The sequence below is a fragment of the Alloacidobacterium dinghuense genome, from assembly GCF_014274465.1.
Lineage (GTDB): Bacteria > Acidobacteriota > Terriglobia > Terriglobales > Acidobacteriaceae > Alloacidobacterium > Alloacidobacterium dinghuense.
On sequence record NZ_CP060394.1, the window covers coordinates 3,123,603 to 3,139,305 of the forward strand.

The window sequence follows — 15,703 nt, forward strand, 5'->3', positions numbered from 1 at the left end:
CGCGAGGCCATCTCATGCAGTTAAGATCAGTCGTCGCCTTTGCGGTTATGCGCGAAGTAGCCCAGGCCGTTGTGAGTGAATAGGACAAACGCACCAGGATGACGATCCAGTACATCAGAACGGGAGAAGACCAAGCATGAATCTGCGTGCATGGATTCGTCCGCTTCTGTTCATTGCAGTTTTGCTCATCCTTTGGGAGATCGGAGCACGCAGACAGCCGGCACATCTGTTGCCGGGACCTTGGGAAACGGCTGGCGGCATCGCTGATCTGGTCCAACACGGCTTGCTTTTGAAATACGTGGTTGCCTCCCTCTTCCGGGTGACGTGGGGATTTCTGTTGGCGGCAGTCCTGGCCATACCTCTGGGCCTCACCATCGGCTGGTATCGGCGCGCGGAGATGGCGTTTAATCCGATCATACAGATTCTTCGGCCGATCTCTCCTCTCGCCTGGATTCCGATTGCGATCCTCTGGTTTGGAGTAGGCGATCTGGCGGCAATTTTTCTTATTTTTCTCGGATCGTTTCTTCCTTTGCTGCTGACTGCCATCAATGCCGCAAGGAGCGTTCCGGCAGTTTACGTAAATGCCGGTCGAAATTTTGGCCTCGGACCCGCGCGGCTTGTCTATCAGGTGCTGTATCCGGCGGTAGTTCCGCAACTGATCATCGGCTTGCGGATCACTCTCGGAATCGCCTGGCTCGTAGTGGTTGCCGCTGAGATGATTGCAGTCAATTCTGGCCTGGGTTTCCTGATCATCGATGCGCGTAACGCCGGCAACCGATATGACCTTGTGGTCGCCGGGATGGTCATCATCGGCATCATCGGTTTGTTGCTCGACACGGGAATGCGCTCACTCGAAAGAGTGAAATCTTTTCGCTGGAGCTATTCGGAGGATTAGACGTTGCTACTCAAGGAAAGCGCCGTGGCTCCCGCCCTTAAGACCAAGCTATCCGTCGAGAACGTCAGCATGACGTTCAAGCGCGACGGCAAGAGTACTGCCGTACTCGAAAATATCAACCTTGACGTGCGGGATGGAGAGTTCGTATGTCTGCTCGGGCCGTCCGGGTGCGGCAAGACTACGCTTCTGAATGCCATGGCTGGCTTTCTTTCTCCATCGAGTGGAGAAATACAGGTCGACGGCGAAGTTGTCCGCGGCCCTGACCCTCGCCGGATTTTCGTATTCCAAGAGCGTGGAGTCTTCCCTTGGTTGACGGTCGAGGGCAATATTGGCTTCGGCTTATTTAATCTGCCACGTGCCGAACGCGAAAAGCGCACTGCGTACTACATGAAGATGGTCGGTCTCGAGGGGTTTGAGAAGGCCTATCCGCCGGAACTTTCAGGCGGAATGAAGCAGCGCCTCGAGGTCGCGCGCGCGCTGGCCGTCAATCCGGACATGCTCTTCCTAGATGAACCCTTTGGCGCGCTTGACTCCATTACGCGCCTGGTAATGCGCGGCGAGTTGCTGCGCATATGGGAGGCGGAGCGCAAGACCATCATCTTTGTGACGCACGACATTGACGAAGCAGTACAGCTCGCCGACCGTGTAGTGGTGATGAGCGCGCGTCCCGCCACGATTCAGCAGATCGTAGACATCGACATATCCCATCCGCGCGATATCAGCGCGGCGCGCTACCTGGAACTGCGTGACGGCATTTTCAAGCAGATTGGACTAGCCCACCACGTATGAACTCACTTGCAGAACCACGGAAATGGGAGAAATTCTTCTGGCCGCTTCTCGCGACAGGGCTGCTGCTCGCGCTTTGGCACTACTCTGTCATCTGGACGGCGACCAAAGTCTTTCCCTCGCCCAGTAGCGTCGAGAAGGGACTGGTCGGGCTGTTTCAGCACCATGTACTATGGGCCGACATTCGCGATTCCCTGCGCCGCGTTGCCATCGGTTTCGGGGCAGCTGTGCTGCTTGGCATCCCGGTTGGGCTCATGCTCGGCTGGTATCCGGCGGCAAATCAGGTCGTGAATCCCGCGATGCAGATTCTGCGGCCTATCAGCCCAATCGCGTGGATTCCAGTAGCCATCATCTTTTTTGGCATAGGCGACTCGGCTGCTATTTTTCTGATCTTTCTAGGCGCATTTTTTCCGATCGTCGTGGCCTGCATCAATGGCGTTTCCAATGTACCTTCGGTATTCCGGCGCACCGGCCGCAATTTTGGATTGACTCCACCACAGCTTCTCGCACGGGTTGTCTTTCCAGCCGCGCTTCCGCAGATTCTTGTCGGTTTGCGTATTGCGCTTGGCATAGCGTGGTTGGTCGTCGTCGCGGCGGAGATGATCGCTGTCGATTCAGGCCTCGGATACCTGGTCATCGATTCGCGCAATTCCGGGAAACGATATGACCTTGTCGTCGCGGCGATTCTACTGATCGGACTGATTGGTCTTGTGCTTGACTTTGGTATTCGCCGGCTGGAGAGGCTGAAGCCTGTTCGTTGGGGGTTCCGCAGTGAGTCTTAAAGGCAAAATTTTAGTCTGCACAGCCGGATGGCTGGTGTTAATCACTGCGCTCCATTGCTACCTGAATGTCAACTGGGGCGCGGTTCTCAACGATTTCCGTCCGCCGGGTAAACGCAAAGTTGTCGTGGCCTACATTCCTGTCACCTGCCAGCTCACGTGCCCGGTGACGGACTACATCTCGAAATTTTCAGAGAACGGCGAGATTTTTTTCCCGCGCATGTTTCAGGGCTTTCCTGAGATTAAAGAAGCACTGATCTCGAACAAGGTGCAGGCGGCGTTTGTTGTCGCGCCGCTGGCGATCGCGCTGGTATCGCAAGGGGTTCCCATCAAGGTTGTCTATTTGGGCCATCGTTATGGCAGTGCTCTGGTCGTTCGCAAAAACGGACCTGTAAAGAATTTCACTGACTTGCGCGGCCGCACTGTCGCCATTCCCAGCCGATTTTCTGACGAGCGCCTGATCTTGTTTCGCGCGATGAAGGTTTGGGGCATGAAGCCGGGAGATATCAAGATGGTGGAAATGGCCCCGCCAGATGTGTCCGGCGCGCTTGCTGCTGGCGCGATCGATGGCTTCGTCATGGGCGAGCCTTTCCCATCGCAGGCTGAACTGGGAGGCTTCGGCCGAGTTCTTTTCCAGGCGCGTGATTACTGGCCGGACTACATGTCGTGCATTCTGGTTGTGCGTCAGGACCTGATCGATAAGCGGCCCGAAGCAGTGCAGGTATTGGTAGACGGGATTGCCCGATCCGGTCTGTGGCTCGACAAAGGCAAGCCTTACCGCGAAGACGCTGCCGATTTCGTAGGCCGCTATTACTACAATCAAAAACCGGCGCTGCTGCGCTGGGCGCTTACGCATCCGCTGGACAGGGTTGTGTACAGTCAGCTTTCGCCACGCAAAGCCGATTTCGATATGGTTCGCGATCTGATGATCGAAACCGGCGTTCTGAATAAAAAGATCGATTTCTCCGAGTACACCGATACTCGCTTCTCTGACAATGCGAGTATCCAGACCGCATGGAAGTATCAACCCGGCATCGCAACAGCCAAGTAGATATCCAGGAGAAACAGAATGTTACGCAGACGATTCATTCAGCTTATGACTGTTGCAGGGGCCACCAGCCTGACGACGATCACACCATTGGAGGCAGCCGATACCAACACCATCACTTATAAGGTGAAGGGGTTCACCTGCGTCACATGCGCTGTTGGGCTTGAAACATTGCTGCGCCAACAAAAGGGTGTCCTGTGGGTCAAGGCCAGCTATCCCGACGCTTCCGCAACGATCAAGTACCAGCCAGCCACGGTCACGGAAGATCGACTGAAGGCATTCATAGCAGAGATCGGCTTCACTGCAGAGCCAGAGCATCGAAGCTGAGATTCGGCTTCAGAACTTGTTTCGAGAACATAGCGCAATACAACTTCAGTCGAATAAGTCAGGTAGAACATGTCGCAGAATACAAACTACGTGGAGACTGCAAAGAATCTAGCCAACTGCCTCGATTTGCAGCAACCTCCGATTGCCATTTGTTTCGCAGATTCTGTGCCAGACGGAATCGATAAGCATCAGGGTCGCGTTCCCGCCGGATGCCGCTTCTGGCAGGACGCTGCGACCGAAGCTTTCGCAACGTCGTCTGGGGACCATGAGCTTTGTGCGATTGGCGTCTACACCCATCACCTGCAACCATCTCCGGCACAGCAAACTGATTTGATGGATGCTCTCAAGGTCTTTGCCCAGCTTGGCTACGTTCGTGAAGAAGACCTGCCAATGATTCCGGCCCTGGAGACGCAGCCTTCCCATGTCATCTACGCGCCCTTGTCTGAAACAGCGCTGTCTCCAGATGTCGTCCTGCTCTTCGTCAATGCAAACCAGACGCTTATCCTCTCAGAAGCAGCGCAGCAAGTGGAACATCAGAACGCTCCCGCAATGGGACGTCCAGCATGCGCCATCGTGCCTCAAGTCATGAATACCGGGCGCGCGGCATTGAGCCTTGGCTGCTGTGGTGCTCGAGCTTACCTTGATACCCTGACCGATGATGTTGCCATCTTTGCAATTCCCGGCGCAAAGCTGAACGCCTACACAGAGCGCATTGAAGCGCTCGCCAGCGCCAATGCAGTGCTGTCCAGATTCCATCAGATCCGGCGCCGCGATGTGAACGCAGGTCTGGCTCCATCGATTCAAGACTCGCTCAGAGCAATGGAATCTGCCTGAGGGGGCGTAAAGCGGCTCACAAGAAGTTCAACACTCTGCATGATACAGTGGTCATACCACTGGAGGCGAGGGTGAGCAGCGCGATCAAATTGCCGAAGTATTCGCTAGGCGTTGGAGACCGCTTTGCTCATCAGGCAAAGGCGCAGCTCAGAGCCTGCATGCAAGCCTCTGAGTCGGGTGTTGAAGTAATTCCTGTCTGGAATAAGTCGAACCGCGAGCACGCGATCATCGGTTCCGAGCCCGTATCTACACGTGTTGCAGCGGATGCAGCTGTGAAGGCTCTCGCCTGGACTAAACCGTACTTCTGCGATGCCGACCACATCGGTATCGGCACCGTGGACCGATTCTTCAACGCATGCGACTTCTTCACCATCGACGTTGCCGATTTCATCGGTAACCCGGCTGAACCGTCCATCATCGATTCATTTCTAAAATCGCACCTTGAACTGCTCGGCGAAATCAAGATTGATGGTATCGATCAACCTCTGACGATCAGCACCGAATTCCTGCAAAAGGTCTCTAGCAAATTCCTTGCAGCAATCCAACAAGCAGCCTCGATCTACAAGAAAATCGAGGCGAATCAAGGTGCGGGGAACTTTGTGACCGAGGTTTCGATGGACGAAACCGACTCGCCGCAAACACCTGCCGAACTCCTCATCATTCTCGCCGCCGCTGCTGACGCAGGAATCCCGCTTCAGACGATCGCGCCAAAGTTCAGTGGCAGATTCAACAAAGGCGTGGACTACGTCGGTAATGTCACTCAATTTGAGAAGGAGTTCGCACTCGACGTAGCCACCATCGCACACGCCGTGAAGCATTATGATTTGCCGCAAAACCTGAAACTCAGCGTCCATTCCGGCAGCGACAAGTTTTCCATCTACGCTCCCATTCATCGAACCATCCAAAGATTCGACACGGGAGTGCACCTCAAAACAGCTGGTACTACCTGGCTTGAGGAACTGATCGGACTGGCCGAAGCAGGCGACGAAAGCCTCGATCTGGCAAAAGAGATCTACAAGCAGGCCTATGATCACCGCGAGGAATTGTGCGCGCCTTATGCGACAGTCATCAACATCGACCCCGCAAAGCTCCCAACCCCCAACGACGTGGCCCGCTGGTCTTCAGACCAGTACACCGCTGCACTACGCCACAATCCTGAATCGCCGGGTTACAACAACAGCTTGCGGCAACTTCTTCATGTCGGTTTCAAGGTCGCTGCAAAGATGGGCAGCCGGTACCTTGAATTGCTCGATGCCAACGAAGCTATCATCGCTCGAAACGTGACGGAAAACCTCTTCGATCGACACATCGCCCCCGTTTTTCTAGGAAGACATTCTTCCTGAAGGCTATGGTTGTCCCATACTCGCCGATTGCTCGTGATGCAGGCTTATGTCAATCGCATCGAGAAGTTTTCCCGAGGGATCGCTTTCGTACTCCCAGAACATGATGCCGCCTAGCTGGTGGTCATTGACATACTTGCACTTCAGTGCGAGCGACTCCGGATCCTCGTAGGAAACAAAGATCTGCTGTGCTGCGTTGTAGAGATAGGGCACGGAAGCAGCGGCATCCCAATAACGCGAGAAACCATTACTTAGCATGTTCGTCGAGATGTTTTTGTAATCGGCAAAAGCGTTGGGGACTGGCTTACCCTGCTGGAAAAGTCCGTGATTGCGGTCTGGCACCTGTCCCCAAACATGCCCGTAGAACGGCACACCCAGCACAATCTTCGCCGCAGGCACACCGGCCTGCTCGTACTCCTCAACAGATCTGTCTGCGGATATTTTCTTAGGATCAAGCGGATCGGCGAATAGCGGCGCGTGATTTCCAGTCGTCGTATCAGAACCGGGCTCATAGTAGTCATACGCCATCAGGTTGACCGTATCGACATACTTCTGAACCTTGCCCATCTCCGTATGCTCAAGAAATTCACTGGAAGCACCAGCGGCAATCGTAAGAAATAATCGACGATGCAGTTTCTTCTCTTCGCGATCAAACTGTTGACGCAGCTCAGCTAGAATCAGCGTGTAGTTTTGTTTATCCTCGGGCCGGAATTTGTTCCCCGCGCCGACCGAACCGGGATACTCCCAATCAACATCCAGCCCGTCGAACTGGTACTGCTCGATGAACGCGAGGACACTCTGAGTGAAAATGCCGCGGCTTTCCCTCGTCAGCGCCATGTCGGAAAACTTTCCTGACCCAAGCCACCCACCCACCGAAATCAAAACCGTAAGCCCGGGATTCTCTTTCTTGAGCGAAACAAGCGTCGCCAAATTGGCGGCGTCCTGCGGGTCTTCCGTGCTGATTTTTCCGTTCTGAATCAAGGCAAAAGCAAAATTGATTCGAGTTAACTTGCGGGCCGCGATATCGCCTGGCTGAATGAGCGAGTTCCCCGGAAAAACATAAGCGACGATTGCGGGCTGCGACACCTTGTCAGGCGTACTGGCAAACAGACGAGGTAACGCTAGAAACGGCAGCATCACGCAACAAAGGCAGATGCTGCGCTTCAAGGAACGAAGTAAGAACTGTGGACCCGGCAAATCGAGCATCAAACCCGCAAAAATATGCTCCCTCAATCCTGTCTCCTGTGCGCCTTTCATCGGAACGCGCCGTGCGCAGCACAAATGATTTATATTGCAAAAACTGACCAGAAAGGACTGGAAAAATCATACACACTAGCAAGCACCTTCTCGCTTTTGGCCTCTCTGTGTTTTTTGCTTCGACATCTCTGGCGCAAGTGCGTGTTCTGGTCGACCAGGTCGGATACGAATCGTCGGCCCCAAAACAGGCCATCATCGAAGGCACAAAAGCCGGCCATCCACAGCAGTTCACGCTTATCGACTCGGATACTGGCAAGGCGGTTTTCCAGGGCGCCGTGCAGCCTTCCGGAACGGTCCATGCATGGGATCAATGGACATTCTGGACAGCAGACTTTTCAACGTGGCAAAAGGCCGGCCACTATGAAATCGAGACGAGAACCGACGCAGGCCCTGTGCGATCGTGTCCCTTCGAAATCGAAAGCAATCTTCTCGAACGCAGCACGCTCTCTAACGTGATCTATTACTTTAAGGGCCAACGCTCCAGCGGTTTAATCGATCGTGCGGACAGTCACCTGCGTCTCCCGCATGGTAACGGCTTTGTTGACGTTCACGGCGGCTGGTACGACGCGACGGGCGACTATGGAATTCATCTCTCGCATCAAAATCCAACCTCATATTTCAATCCGCAGCAAGTGCCACTTGTAGCCTGGTCCCTTCTGAAAAGCTATTTGGCGCTTCAGGCGCGTCACGATGACAACTTCAGCGAGTACGAACGGCGCCTCCTTGACGAGGGCCTGTATGGAGCAGATTACCTGGTTCGCATCAAACGGCCCAACGGTTCGTTTTTCGAATCCATTACTGGCCCTGGGAAGGACAAGCTCCCGCAGGATCGCGCCATCGGCAACCCAAACTGGCACACGCAAATCAAGACAAGTACCTCGGATTCCACTGAGCGCATTGGGGCCGCCAACGGCCCGCATGCCTATGAAGCCAGCTTTCGCGCAGGTGGCGGCATGGCGATCGCAGCTCTGGCCCTCGCTGGCACCATGCCTGAACAGGGAGATTTCTCACGCGCCACGTACATCCGTACGGCCGAACAAGCGTTTCAATTCCTGAATGCGCATAACGTCGAACTGCTCAATGACGGGAAAGAAAACATACTCGACGATTACTGCGCACTCATGGCTGCCACCGAATTGTATCGAGCGACAAAGAATCAGCTCTACCGCGATGCTGCCAACAAACGCGCCAATCGACTGATGTCGCGGCTCACGACTAATGATGCATTTCACGATTATTGGCGCGCAGATGATGGCAAGCGCCCGTTCTTTCACCCTTCCGACGCGGGACTGCCGATCATAAGCCTTCTTGAATACAGGCAGATTGCCGATGCAACGCAGCAGGAACGAATTACTGCTGCAGTGGAAAAATCACTGCGTTTCGAACTTGCGGTGACTGGCGAAGTCAACAACCCGTTTGGATACGCGCGACAAATCGTCCGAATGGGCAATGGCCAGGTACGCACTGCCTTCTTCTTTCCCTACGACACGGAAGCAGCCCCATGGTGGCAGGGAGAAGACGCACGGCTCGCCTCAATGGCAGCTGCCGCACGCATGGCTGCTCCGCTCTTCGCAGCAGATCCCGGCTTTCAGTCGCAGCTGGAAACCTATGCGTGGAACCAATTGCACTGGATTCTGGGACGCAACCCTTTCGACGCCAGCATGCTGATTGGCAGCGGACATCGGAATGCACCGTACATGTTCTTTAAGTCATACAAGTACACGAATGCGCCCGGCTCGATCCTCAATGGCATTACTGCAGCATCTGACAACGAAGACGGAATCGCCTTCAACGAAGGCTATGCTGTCACTGGAAAAGATGACGACTGGCGCTGGACGGAGCAATGGCTTCCGCATGCAGCATGGTATCTATACGCAGTGAGCCTTCCACGCCGATGACTCCATTTTCAGAATGTTTTTCACTAACAGCCGCGCTCGGTCGAAGGACGGCATCGCTAGTCTGCGTATTTCTCCTCTTGCCGACAAGCAGAGTCTCCGCGCAGCAATTACCGGAAGCAGTTCCGGCTACCCCGGCTGAGTATCAGCAGACCTACGACCGCCTGCTTAAGGCGATCGAGGCCATTCCGATCTTCGACAATCACGGCCACCCCGGCTTCGCTGACGACTCGAATGTCGATGCGATGGTTTCGCCGCCCGACGCAAGCGCGGCCTTCCGTCTTAGAGCAGAGAACCCCGAGCTCATCGCTGCCTCAAAAGCACTCTTCGGCTATCCCTTTGACGACAATTCGCCGGAACACCTGCAGTGGCTGGCAAAAAAGAAGGCCCAACTGAAGCAGGAAGAGAAGGGCTATCAATATTTTGATACGCTTCTTGACGAGCTAAACATAGAGCAGGCAGTCGCCAACCGCGTCGAACTTGGCACCTATCTTTCTCCAAAGCGTTTTCTCTGGGTCTTCTTCGTCGATTCCCTTCTTTTCCCGTTCAATAATCATGCGCTCATCGCCCGGAATGGCGACCTTGCAGTTTTCATTCCGCTCCAGGAAAAGAAACTCAAGAACGAGCTATCGCAGGAGAAGCTGCAACAACCTCCTGCAACACTTGATGACTACCTGAGATTCGCAACCCGCCTGCTTGAAGACAACAAGCAGCACTGTGGCGTCGGCATCAAGTTTGAAATAGCCTATTTTCGCCCGCTCCATTTCGATGACCCTCCAAAGCAGACTGCAGAAACCACCTATGCAAAGTATCGGAACGGTGGCACCCCTTCGGAAGCGGAATACAAGGACTTTCAGGATTATCTATTCCGCTACCTGATCAGCGAAGCAGGACGCCTGCATCTCCCGGTCCAAATCCACTCTGCTGTCGGCATCGGCGATTATTACAGCGTCTCGAACGGCACGGCTCTCCAGCTCGAAAACGTATTGAGGGATCCACGCTACAGCAGCACCACATTTGTGCTGTTGCATGGTGGATATCCGTTTCAGGAGCAGGCCATCTGGCTGACCACACGCAAGAATGTCTACCTCGACTCATCGCTGATGGGCCTATATCTTTATCCCGCCGATTTAAAGAATGTGCTGCGCCATTGGCTGCTGCTATTTCCAGATAAAGTCGTATTTGGCTCCGATGCTTTTCCGTTCAGTGAAGCCGTAGGCGCCGAGGAGAGTTATTGGATCGCCGTCCGCTCTGCGCGGGTAGCGCTTGCTGCAGCGCTCACGGAAATGCTTTTGAACCACGAGGTCACCAATGACCAGGCTCTCGCCTTCGCCCACGGATACCTGCATGACAATGCCGCCAGGCTTTACGCTAAATAAGTAGACGAGGGGAGTCGTCAGCGACACCTCTGTAACATCCCACAAATAAGATCAACTCATTGGACGGAACATCACCCAGACATGGAACCGAATGAAGCGCAGGAATTGCAGGAAGAACATGAACAGGCTGCCAGAAATCCCAGCCTTCGCCCCGTAAGCTTCACCATGAGCGTACTCGCCGTGCTCGTGGCCATTTCCACAGTGCTTGGACACCGCACGCACACGGAGGCAGTCCTTGCCCAAGCCAGGGCCAGTGATCAATGGAATGAATACCAGGCAAAGAAAATCCGTCTGAATGAAACGCAATTGACCTCTGACATCTTGTCCATTCTTGCCGTCCATGACGACAAGGCAAAGAAACTGATGGACGGCTACAAAGCTCATTCGGACAAATGGGGCGCCGACCTGCAACAGGAAGAAGATAAGGCTCATGAGTTTGAAGCCGAGGTAAGACGATCTGAGCGTAAAGCCAACCGCTTTGATCTAGGTGAGGCTCTTCTCGAAATCGGTCTCGTTGTCACCTCAATAACTTTGCTCACGCGGCAACGCGCCTACTGGTATCTCGGCATGGGGTTCGGAATTGCGGGGATGGCCGTCTGCGTCACCGTTCTGCTTCTGCATCTCTAACGAAACGAAGCCTTTGACGGGCGGAGAATATTGGCCTGCGCCCCATTTCAGACGAACGATAAAGTAATCTGTTCGTGGAAACAAACATGCTTACCCGGCTCCGCCTCTTCTTTACGGCCCTCCTGCTTTGCAGCGTCTTCACACTGGCGCAGACCGCGCCAGTCATTACCGTCGACAATGGGCCCAACGCACTCGTTCAGGAACGGAAGCACTACGTTGTGCTCGTCTCGCTCGATGGCTTCCGTTACGACTACGCGAAAAAGTACGGCGCAACTCACCTGCTGGCGCTTGCGAAGCAGGGCGCGAGCGCGCCCGACGGCATGATCCCGTCGTACCCCTCGCTCACATTCCCAAATCACTACACCTTGGTGACAGGCCTCTATCCCGAACACCACGGCATCGTCGCCAACAGCTTTTACGATGAGCAACGGAAAGAACGGTATTCCTATACCGACTCCAAGACGAACGGCGATGGCACCTGGTATGGCGGCACGCCGCTATGGGTGTTGGCCGAGCAGCAGGGCATGCGCTCCGCCTGTTTCTTCTGGCCGGGGTCAGAAGCTGCCATTCGGAGTGTGCGTCCAAGCTACTATCTGCATTTCGACAATAAATTTCCCGACGAGGAGCGCATCGACCAGGTGGTGGCATGGCTCAAACTGCCGGAAGACAAGCGCCCTCACCTGATTACGCTGTATTACTCGAATGTCGACCATGCCGGGCATGAGCACGGCCCAAACAGCCCCCAGGTCGCTGAAGCCGTGAAAGAAGTCGACTCGCTGATCGGAAAACTGCACGACCGCCTCGACGCGTTACACCTGCCTGTTGACCTGATCGTCCTCAGCGATCACGGTATGGCCCGCGAAGAAGGTCCGTGGATCAACCTCGATCAGTACACCGACCTGTCCAATTTCACAACTGTCGGATCACTCCTTTATGGCAATTCAGAAACCGACGTCGAGAGGGCTTACGAGAAACTCAAAGCAGCTGACAGCAACTTCGTCGTCTATCGCCGCGCTCAGATGCCCTCGTGGCTGCACTACAACAGCAACCCACGCGCTGGAGATCCCATCATCGTACCTAAAGGCGCGCACGCCATTCGCGCGCGCGGCCCAGAGGCCGGAGAGCAGGATCACACTCCGACGATGGGGATGCATGGCTACGACCCAAGAGATGTGCCCGAGATGAAGGCCACCTTTTTTGCCGCCGGCCCCGATATACGCCAGGGCGTCACGCTTAAGCCTTTTGAAAACGTGAATGTGTATCCATTCATCGCGAAGATCCTCGAACTGCAAGCGCCGCCCACCGATGGCAGCCTCAACATTCTCTCCACCGCCCTTACAGATGCGGCTCGATAATCGTCAAAAATAGAAAGCAGAACGAATGGCCCTTTATCTTGGATTTGACGCAGGCGGCACCAAAACCGACTGCGCCCTCGCCGACGAAAACAATGTCATTGCCCGCACACAGAATGGCAGCATCAAGCCGCTGCGCGTTACGGCTGCACAGGCTGAGGCGAATATGCGTGGCCTGCTCGACGAAATCTCTAAGCAGAGCGGCATTGACCTGAAACAGGTCGCCGTTTCCTGCGTCGGAACGGCAGGCGTGCGCTTTCCGCAGACGAAAGAGTGGATGGAGCAAATCATCTCGCGTCACGCGGGCGGTCAAATTTTCGTCGTCGGAGACGAAACCACAGCTCTTGACGCTGCCTTTCCCGGACAAGCAGGCGTGCTGGTGATCGGCGGTACAGGTTCGAACATCCTTGGCCGTACCAGCACAGGCGAAACCTTCAACGTAGGCGGATGGGGCTCAGCGCTGGGCGACGAAGGCTCCGGCTACTGGATCGGACATGAGGGTCTCAAGCGAGCGCTGCGGGCGCATGACTTCCAGCAGCCGACGATGATTATCGAAAAGGTGATGCGATTCTGGTCGGCGGCTACTCTCGGAGATTTGGCAAACATCGGCAACCAGACACCGTTTCCTGACTTCTCCCAGCTCGCGCCGCTGGTAGTGGAATGTGCGGAGGCTGGCGACGGCGTCGCACTCGACGTTCTGCGACTCGGCGGCCAGATGCTCGGCGAAAATGCAGTGCATGCCGTCCGCAGACTTCGCGCGCTGGAACCCGATGCGCCATTTCCGGGAATCGCCTTTGTCGGAGGCATCCTGAAGAGCGTTGCGTTCGTCCGCGAAAGCATGGTGGAAACCATCCATCGCGCGCTGCCTACCGTCGAAGTCTTGCCAGAGGCAGTGGATCCTGTCATCGGCGCTTTATGGAGAGCCCGCAATCGCGTCCACTAGTTACTTGACGAACAAACGATATCGGATCGTCCAGCTTTGCGTTTGCTTCGGCGCGACATCCAGATGGATATATGCTTCCGGCGAAATAGTCGTGCGAATCGACCAGAGATAGAACTTCGCGATCGGCGAATCTGACGTTTGCTGAATTCCAACGCCAGCGGTCTGATCTTCGACGGTGATGTCGTAATCGGCCGCCTTGTCCGAATATCCCGTAATGTAGCCCGCGACCGTCTGGTGAGGCTGCAGTTCCTGCAAATACGAAATGGTATTGCCCTCGATCTTTGCCATTGATAGATCGAAGTGGGTATCGGGTGAATCCTGAATTTTGGGAGTGAAGGGAAAACGCACTGTCATTCCCGGACCGGTTGCCCGTCCATCGAACATGAAGAAATCATGATCGTAAACATCGGTCACAATTGGTTTGGATCCAATGTTTTTCACCTGATGTTTGAGCGCAATCACTGCACCGGCCTTATCCAGTTCCAGCGTCTTCTTATAGATGTAGGCAAAACCGATGGGCGACTGAAGCTTTTGCTCAAACGTAATCGACCGCTTGCTGGTATGTACCGTCCACTTTCCAGTATCGACGATCGGATAGAAGGTACCGAACTTGTAAGGCGAGTCGTCGATTTTGCGGAGAACGCCAACTCCTACCTTCACGAAAGGATCGCCCGGCTTGGCATCGCTGTAGCCCAAAGCTCCGTCCTGCGAGCGAAACTCTTCCACCGGCCCGGTGATGGAATCGTTGATAAGTGGATCGTATTTCGAAAACCACTCGCCCCAAAACGCATGCCCTTTGTATGAAGCACACCCGATCACTCCCGACCAGTCGAATCGTGTGGAGCGGTAGTAGCCGCGCTCGGGATCAGGCAGAAAGACAACCGCCTCTACATCTCCGTTCGAGAGTATTGCTTTCGGATGATCTGCATGCGGAATGTCGCTGCAAGCAGACGTCGACGCAGCATGAGCAGCCTGCGTCAACAGGAAGACCACAGCCAGCAGAATGAACGATTTGAATTTTGTCATGAACTCAGTCAAACGGGAACCAATTGCAGGAAGCAAACCGCATAGCCTGTGCATTGTTATGCCGCAGCCACCGGCTGCCCGCGCAGAATCGTCTCGATCACCTCGCCCTTCGGCGAAAGTACAATCAGATCGGCAGCGCGTCCAACTTCGAGCGCTCCCACCTGTGAATCAAGCCCGATCATCCGCGCCGGGTTCCGAGTGGCCAGTGTTGCTGCTGTACCAATGTCCGCGCCGGTAAACTCGGCAAAATTCCGCACAGCGCGATCCATCGTAAGCGTGCTGCCCGCCAGTGTGTCTTCGCCGATGATGCATTTTCCATCCTTCACGCGAACCTCGAGTTCACCCAGCCGGTAGTTGCCATCTGGCATGCCGGTTGCGCTCATTGCATCCGTCACCAGAATCGCTCGTTCACTGCCTTTCTCTTTCCAGAACATGCGGACGACCGTAGGGTGCACATGCAAGCCGTCGCTGATAATCTCGGCGAAAAGCTCGGGCCTGTCCAGAACGACGCCCAGCATACCCGGCTCGCGGTGATCGAAGCGGCGCATAGCGTTAAAGGTGTGCGTCGCAGAAGTCGCACCGGCGCGTATGCCTCGCAAGGTATCTTCCGTTCCCGCGTTGCTATGTCCGAGGCTGATGCGCACTCCGAGTTCTTTTCCACGCGCCATCACTTCGTCCGCACCGGGTAGTTCCGGTGCGATCGTCATCAGCCGGATATGCCCTTCCGCAGCTTCCCACATGCGGTTGAACAACGACAGCGTGGGCAACTGGAGATCACGCTCCGCGTGCGCGCCGCGTTTTGCATGCGAGATAAATGGGCCTTCAATATGAATTCCGAGAGGTCTTGCACCCTCGATCTCTGAGCCGATCAATTTAGCCAGCCCACGTAACGAACGCAGTGTCGTGTCGACAGGTGCGGAAATCGTTGTCGCCAGATACGACCCGACGCCATAACGCGCCAAAAAGCGTCCAATCGTCGTGAGCGATTCGCGTGAGCCGTCCATCACATCCGCGCCACCGCTGCCGTGAAAATGAACGTCAAGATAGGCGGGAACAAGCGTGGTGCCTGGATAATCCCGGACTTCGCCGGCGGCCACAGCCCCGTCCGCGCGAGAAGTGATGCTGGAGATCGCTCCATCCTCGATCACCACAACCGGACGGGAAAACGTTTTGTCTGGGGTCAGCAGCTTCTCTGCTGTAATCACTCTGCGCATA

At 55.1% G+C, this 15,703-nt stretch carries 15 protein-coding genes; 12 read left to right on the top strand and 3 right to left on the bottom strand.

Annotated elements, in window-relative coordinates; all coding sequences use genetic code 11:
- Positions 1 to 136: 136 nt before the first annotated feature.
- From H7849_RS12795 to H7849_RS12825, 7 genes are all read left to right on the top strand, one after another.
- On the top strand, positions 137 to 895 hold the full coding sequence (locus H7849_RS12795; protein ID WP_186747022.1) for an ABC transporter permease: 759 nt from the start codon (positions 137 to 139) through the stop codon (positions 893 to 895).
- Between the two features lie 24 nt (positions 896 to 919).
- Positions 920 to 1,684 (top strand): ABC transporter ATP-binding protein, encoded by a 765-nt coding sequence (locus tag H7849_RS12800; protein ID WP_222439808.1) that lies wholly within the window; start codon positions 920 to 922, stop codon positions 1,682 to 1,684.
- Positions 1,681 to 2,463, top strand: a complete 783-nt coding sequence (locus H7849_RS12805; protein ID WP_186747023.1) for an ABC transporter permease — start codon at positions 1,681 to 1,683, stop codon at positions 2,461 to 2,463. The genes H7849_RS12800 and H7849_RS12805 overlap by 4 nt, the downstream gene beginning before the upstream one ends.
- 34 nt (positions 2,464 to 2,497) lie before the next feature.
- Positions 2,498 to 3,511, top strand: coding sequence for an ABC transporter substrate-binding protein (locus tag H7849_RS12810; protein ID WP_222439809.1), 1,014 nt, complete (start codon positions 2,498 to 2,500; stop codon positions 3,509 to 3,511).
- Positions 3,512 to 3,529: 18 nt separating this feature from the next.
- The gene (locus H7849_RS12815; protein ID WP_186747026.1) at positions 3,530 to 3,835 is read left to right on the top strand and encodes a heavy-metal-associated domain-containing protein; all 306 of its coding nucleotides are present in this window, start codon (positions 3,530 to 3,532) and stop codon (positions 3,833 to 3,835) included.
- A gap of 69 nt (positions 3,836 to 3,904) precedes the next feature.
- Positions 3,905 to 4,669, top strand: a complete 765-nt coding sequence (locus H7849_RS12820) for a DUF169 domain-containing protein (protein ID WP_186747027.1) — start codon at positions 3,905 to 3,907, stop codon at positions 4,667 to 4,669.
- A 71-nt stretch (positions 4,670 to 4,740) separates the two neighbouring features.
- Positions 4,741 to 6,012 (top strand): tagaturonate epimerase family protein, encoded by a 1,272-nt coding sequence (locus tag H7849_RS12825; RefSeq protein WP_186747028.1) that lies wholly within the window; start codon positions 4,741 to 4,743, stop codon positions 6,010 to 6,012.
- 3 nt (positions 6,013 to 6,015) lie between these two features.
- On the opposite strand, the gene H7849_RS12830 is transcribed toward H7849_RS12825, so the two are convergent.
- Positions 6,016 to 7,242, bottom strand: a complete 1,227-nt coding sequence (locus H7849_RS12830; protein ID WP_251106773.1) for a glycoside hydrolase family 18 protein — start codon at positions 7,240 to 7,242, stop codon at positions 6,016 to 6,018.
- 161 nt (positions 7,243 to 7,403) lie between these two features.
- Here H7849_RS12830 and H7849_RS12835 point away from each other — a divergent pair, with 161 nt between their 5' ends.
- From H7849_RS12835 to H7849_RS12855, 5 genes are all read left to right on the top strand, one after another.
- Positions 7,404 to 9,164: a glycoside hydrolase family 9 protein gene (locus tag H7849_RS12835; protein ID WP_251106774.1), complete on the top strand. Its 1,761-nt coding sequence runs from the start codon at positions 7,404 to 7,406 to the stop codon at positions 9,162 to 9,164.
- Positions 9,165 to 9,241: 77 nt separating this feature from the next.
- Positions 9,242 to 10,540, top strand: coding sequence for an amidohydrolase family protein (locus H7849_RS12840; protein ID WP_186747029.1), 1,299 nt, complete (start codon positions 9,242 to 9,244; stop codon positions 10,538 to 10,540).
- Between the two features lie 81 nt (positions 10,541 to 10,621).
- Positions 10,622 to 11,167 (top strand): DUF4337 domain-containing protein, encoded by a 546-nt coding sequence (locus H7849_RS12845; protein WP_186747030.1) that lies wholly within the window; start codon positions 10,622 to 10,624, stop codon positions 11,165 to 11,167.
- A gap of 86 nt (positions 11,168 to 11,253) precedes the next feature.
- Entirely contained in the window at positions 11,254 to 12,522 is a 1,269-nt protein-coding gene (locus H7849_RS12850; protein ID WP_186747031.1) for an alkaline phosphatase family protein, read from the top strand.
- Between the two features lie 25 nt (positions 12,523 to 12,547).
- Positions 12,548 to 13,462: an N-acetylglucosamine kinase gene (locus H7849_RS12855; RefSeq protein ID WP_186739698.1), complete on the top strand. Its 915-nt coding sequence runs from the start codon at positions 12,548 to 12,550 to the stop codon at positions 13,460 to 13,462.
- Here H7849_RS12855 and H7849_RS12860 read toward each other — a convergent pair whose 3' ends face one another.
- Both H7849_RS12860 and nagA read right to left on the bottom strand, forming a co-directional pair.
- Complete coding sequence (locus H7849_RS12860; protein ID WP_186739700.1) at positions 13,463 to 14,488, bottom strand: hypothetical protein; 1,026 nt, start codon at positions 14,486 to 14,488, stop codon at positions 13,463 to 13,465.
- A gap of 56 nt (positions 14,489 to 14,544) precedes the next feature.
- Entirely contained in the window at positions 14,545 to 15,702 is a 1,158-nt protein-coding gene (gene nagA, locus H7849_RS12865; protein ID WP_186739707.1) for an N-acetylglucosamine-6-phosphate deacetylase, read from the bottom strand.
- Position 15,703: the final 1 nt, after the last annotated feature.

Bases quoted from the DNA above. Each gene is read 5' to 3' on its own strand.
- H7849_RS12820 (WP_186747027.1), top strand. From the start codon at position 3,905: ATGTCGCAGAATACAAACTACGTGGAGACTGCAAAGAATCTAGCCAAC.
- nagA (WP_186739707.1), bottom strand. From the start codon at position 15,702: ATGCGCAGAGTGATTACAGCAGAGAAGCTGCTGACCCCAGACAAAACG.
- H7849_RS12850 (WP_186747031.1), top strand. From the start codon at position 11,254: ATGCTTACCCGGCTCCGCCTCTTCTTTACGGCCCTCCTGCTTTGCAGC.
- H7849_RS12805 (WP_186747023.1), top strand. From the start codon at position 1,681: ATGAACTCACTTGCAGAACCACGGAAATGGGAGAAATTCTTCTGGCCG.
- H7849_RS12815 (WP_186747026.1), top strand. From the start codon at position 3,530: ATGTTACGCAGACGATTCATTCAGCTTATGACTGTTGCAGGGGCCACC.
- H7849_RS12860 (WP_186739700.1), bottom strand. From the start codon at position 14,488: ATGACAAAATTCAAATCGTTCATTCTGCTGGCTGTGGTCTTCCTGTTG.
- H7849_RS12795 (WP_186747022.1), top strand. From the start codon at position 137: ATGAATCTGCGTGCATGGATTCGTCCGCTTCTGTTCATTGCAGTTTTG.
- H7849_RS12855 (WP_186739698.1), top strand. From the start codon at position 12,548: ATGGCCCTTTATCTTGGATTTGACGCAGGCGGCACCAAAACCGACTGC.
- H7849_RS12845 (WP_186747030.1), top strand. From the start codon at position 10,622: ATGGAACCGAATGAAGCGCAGGAATTGCAGGAAGAACATGAACAGGCT.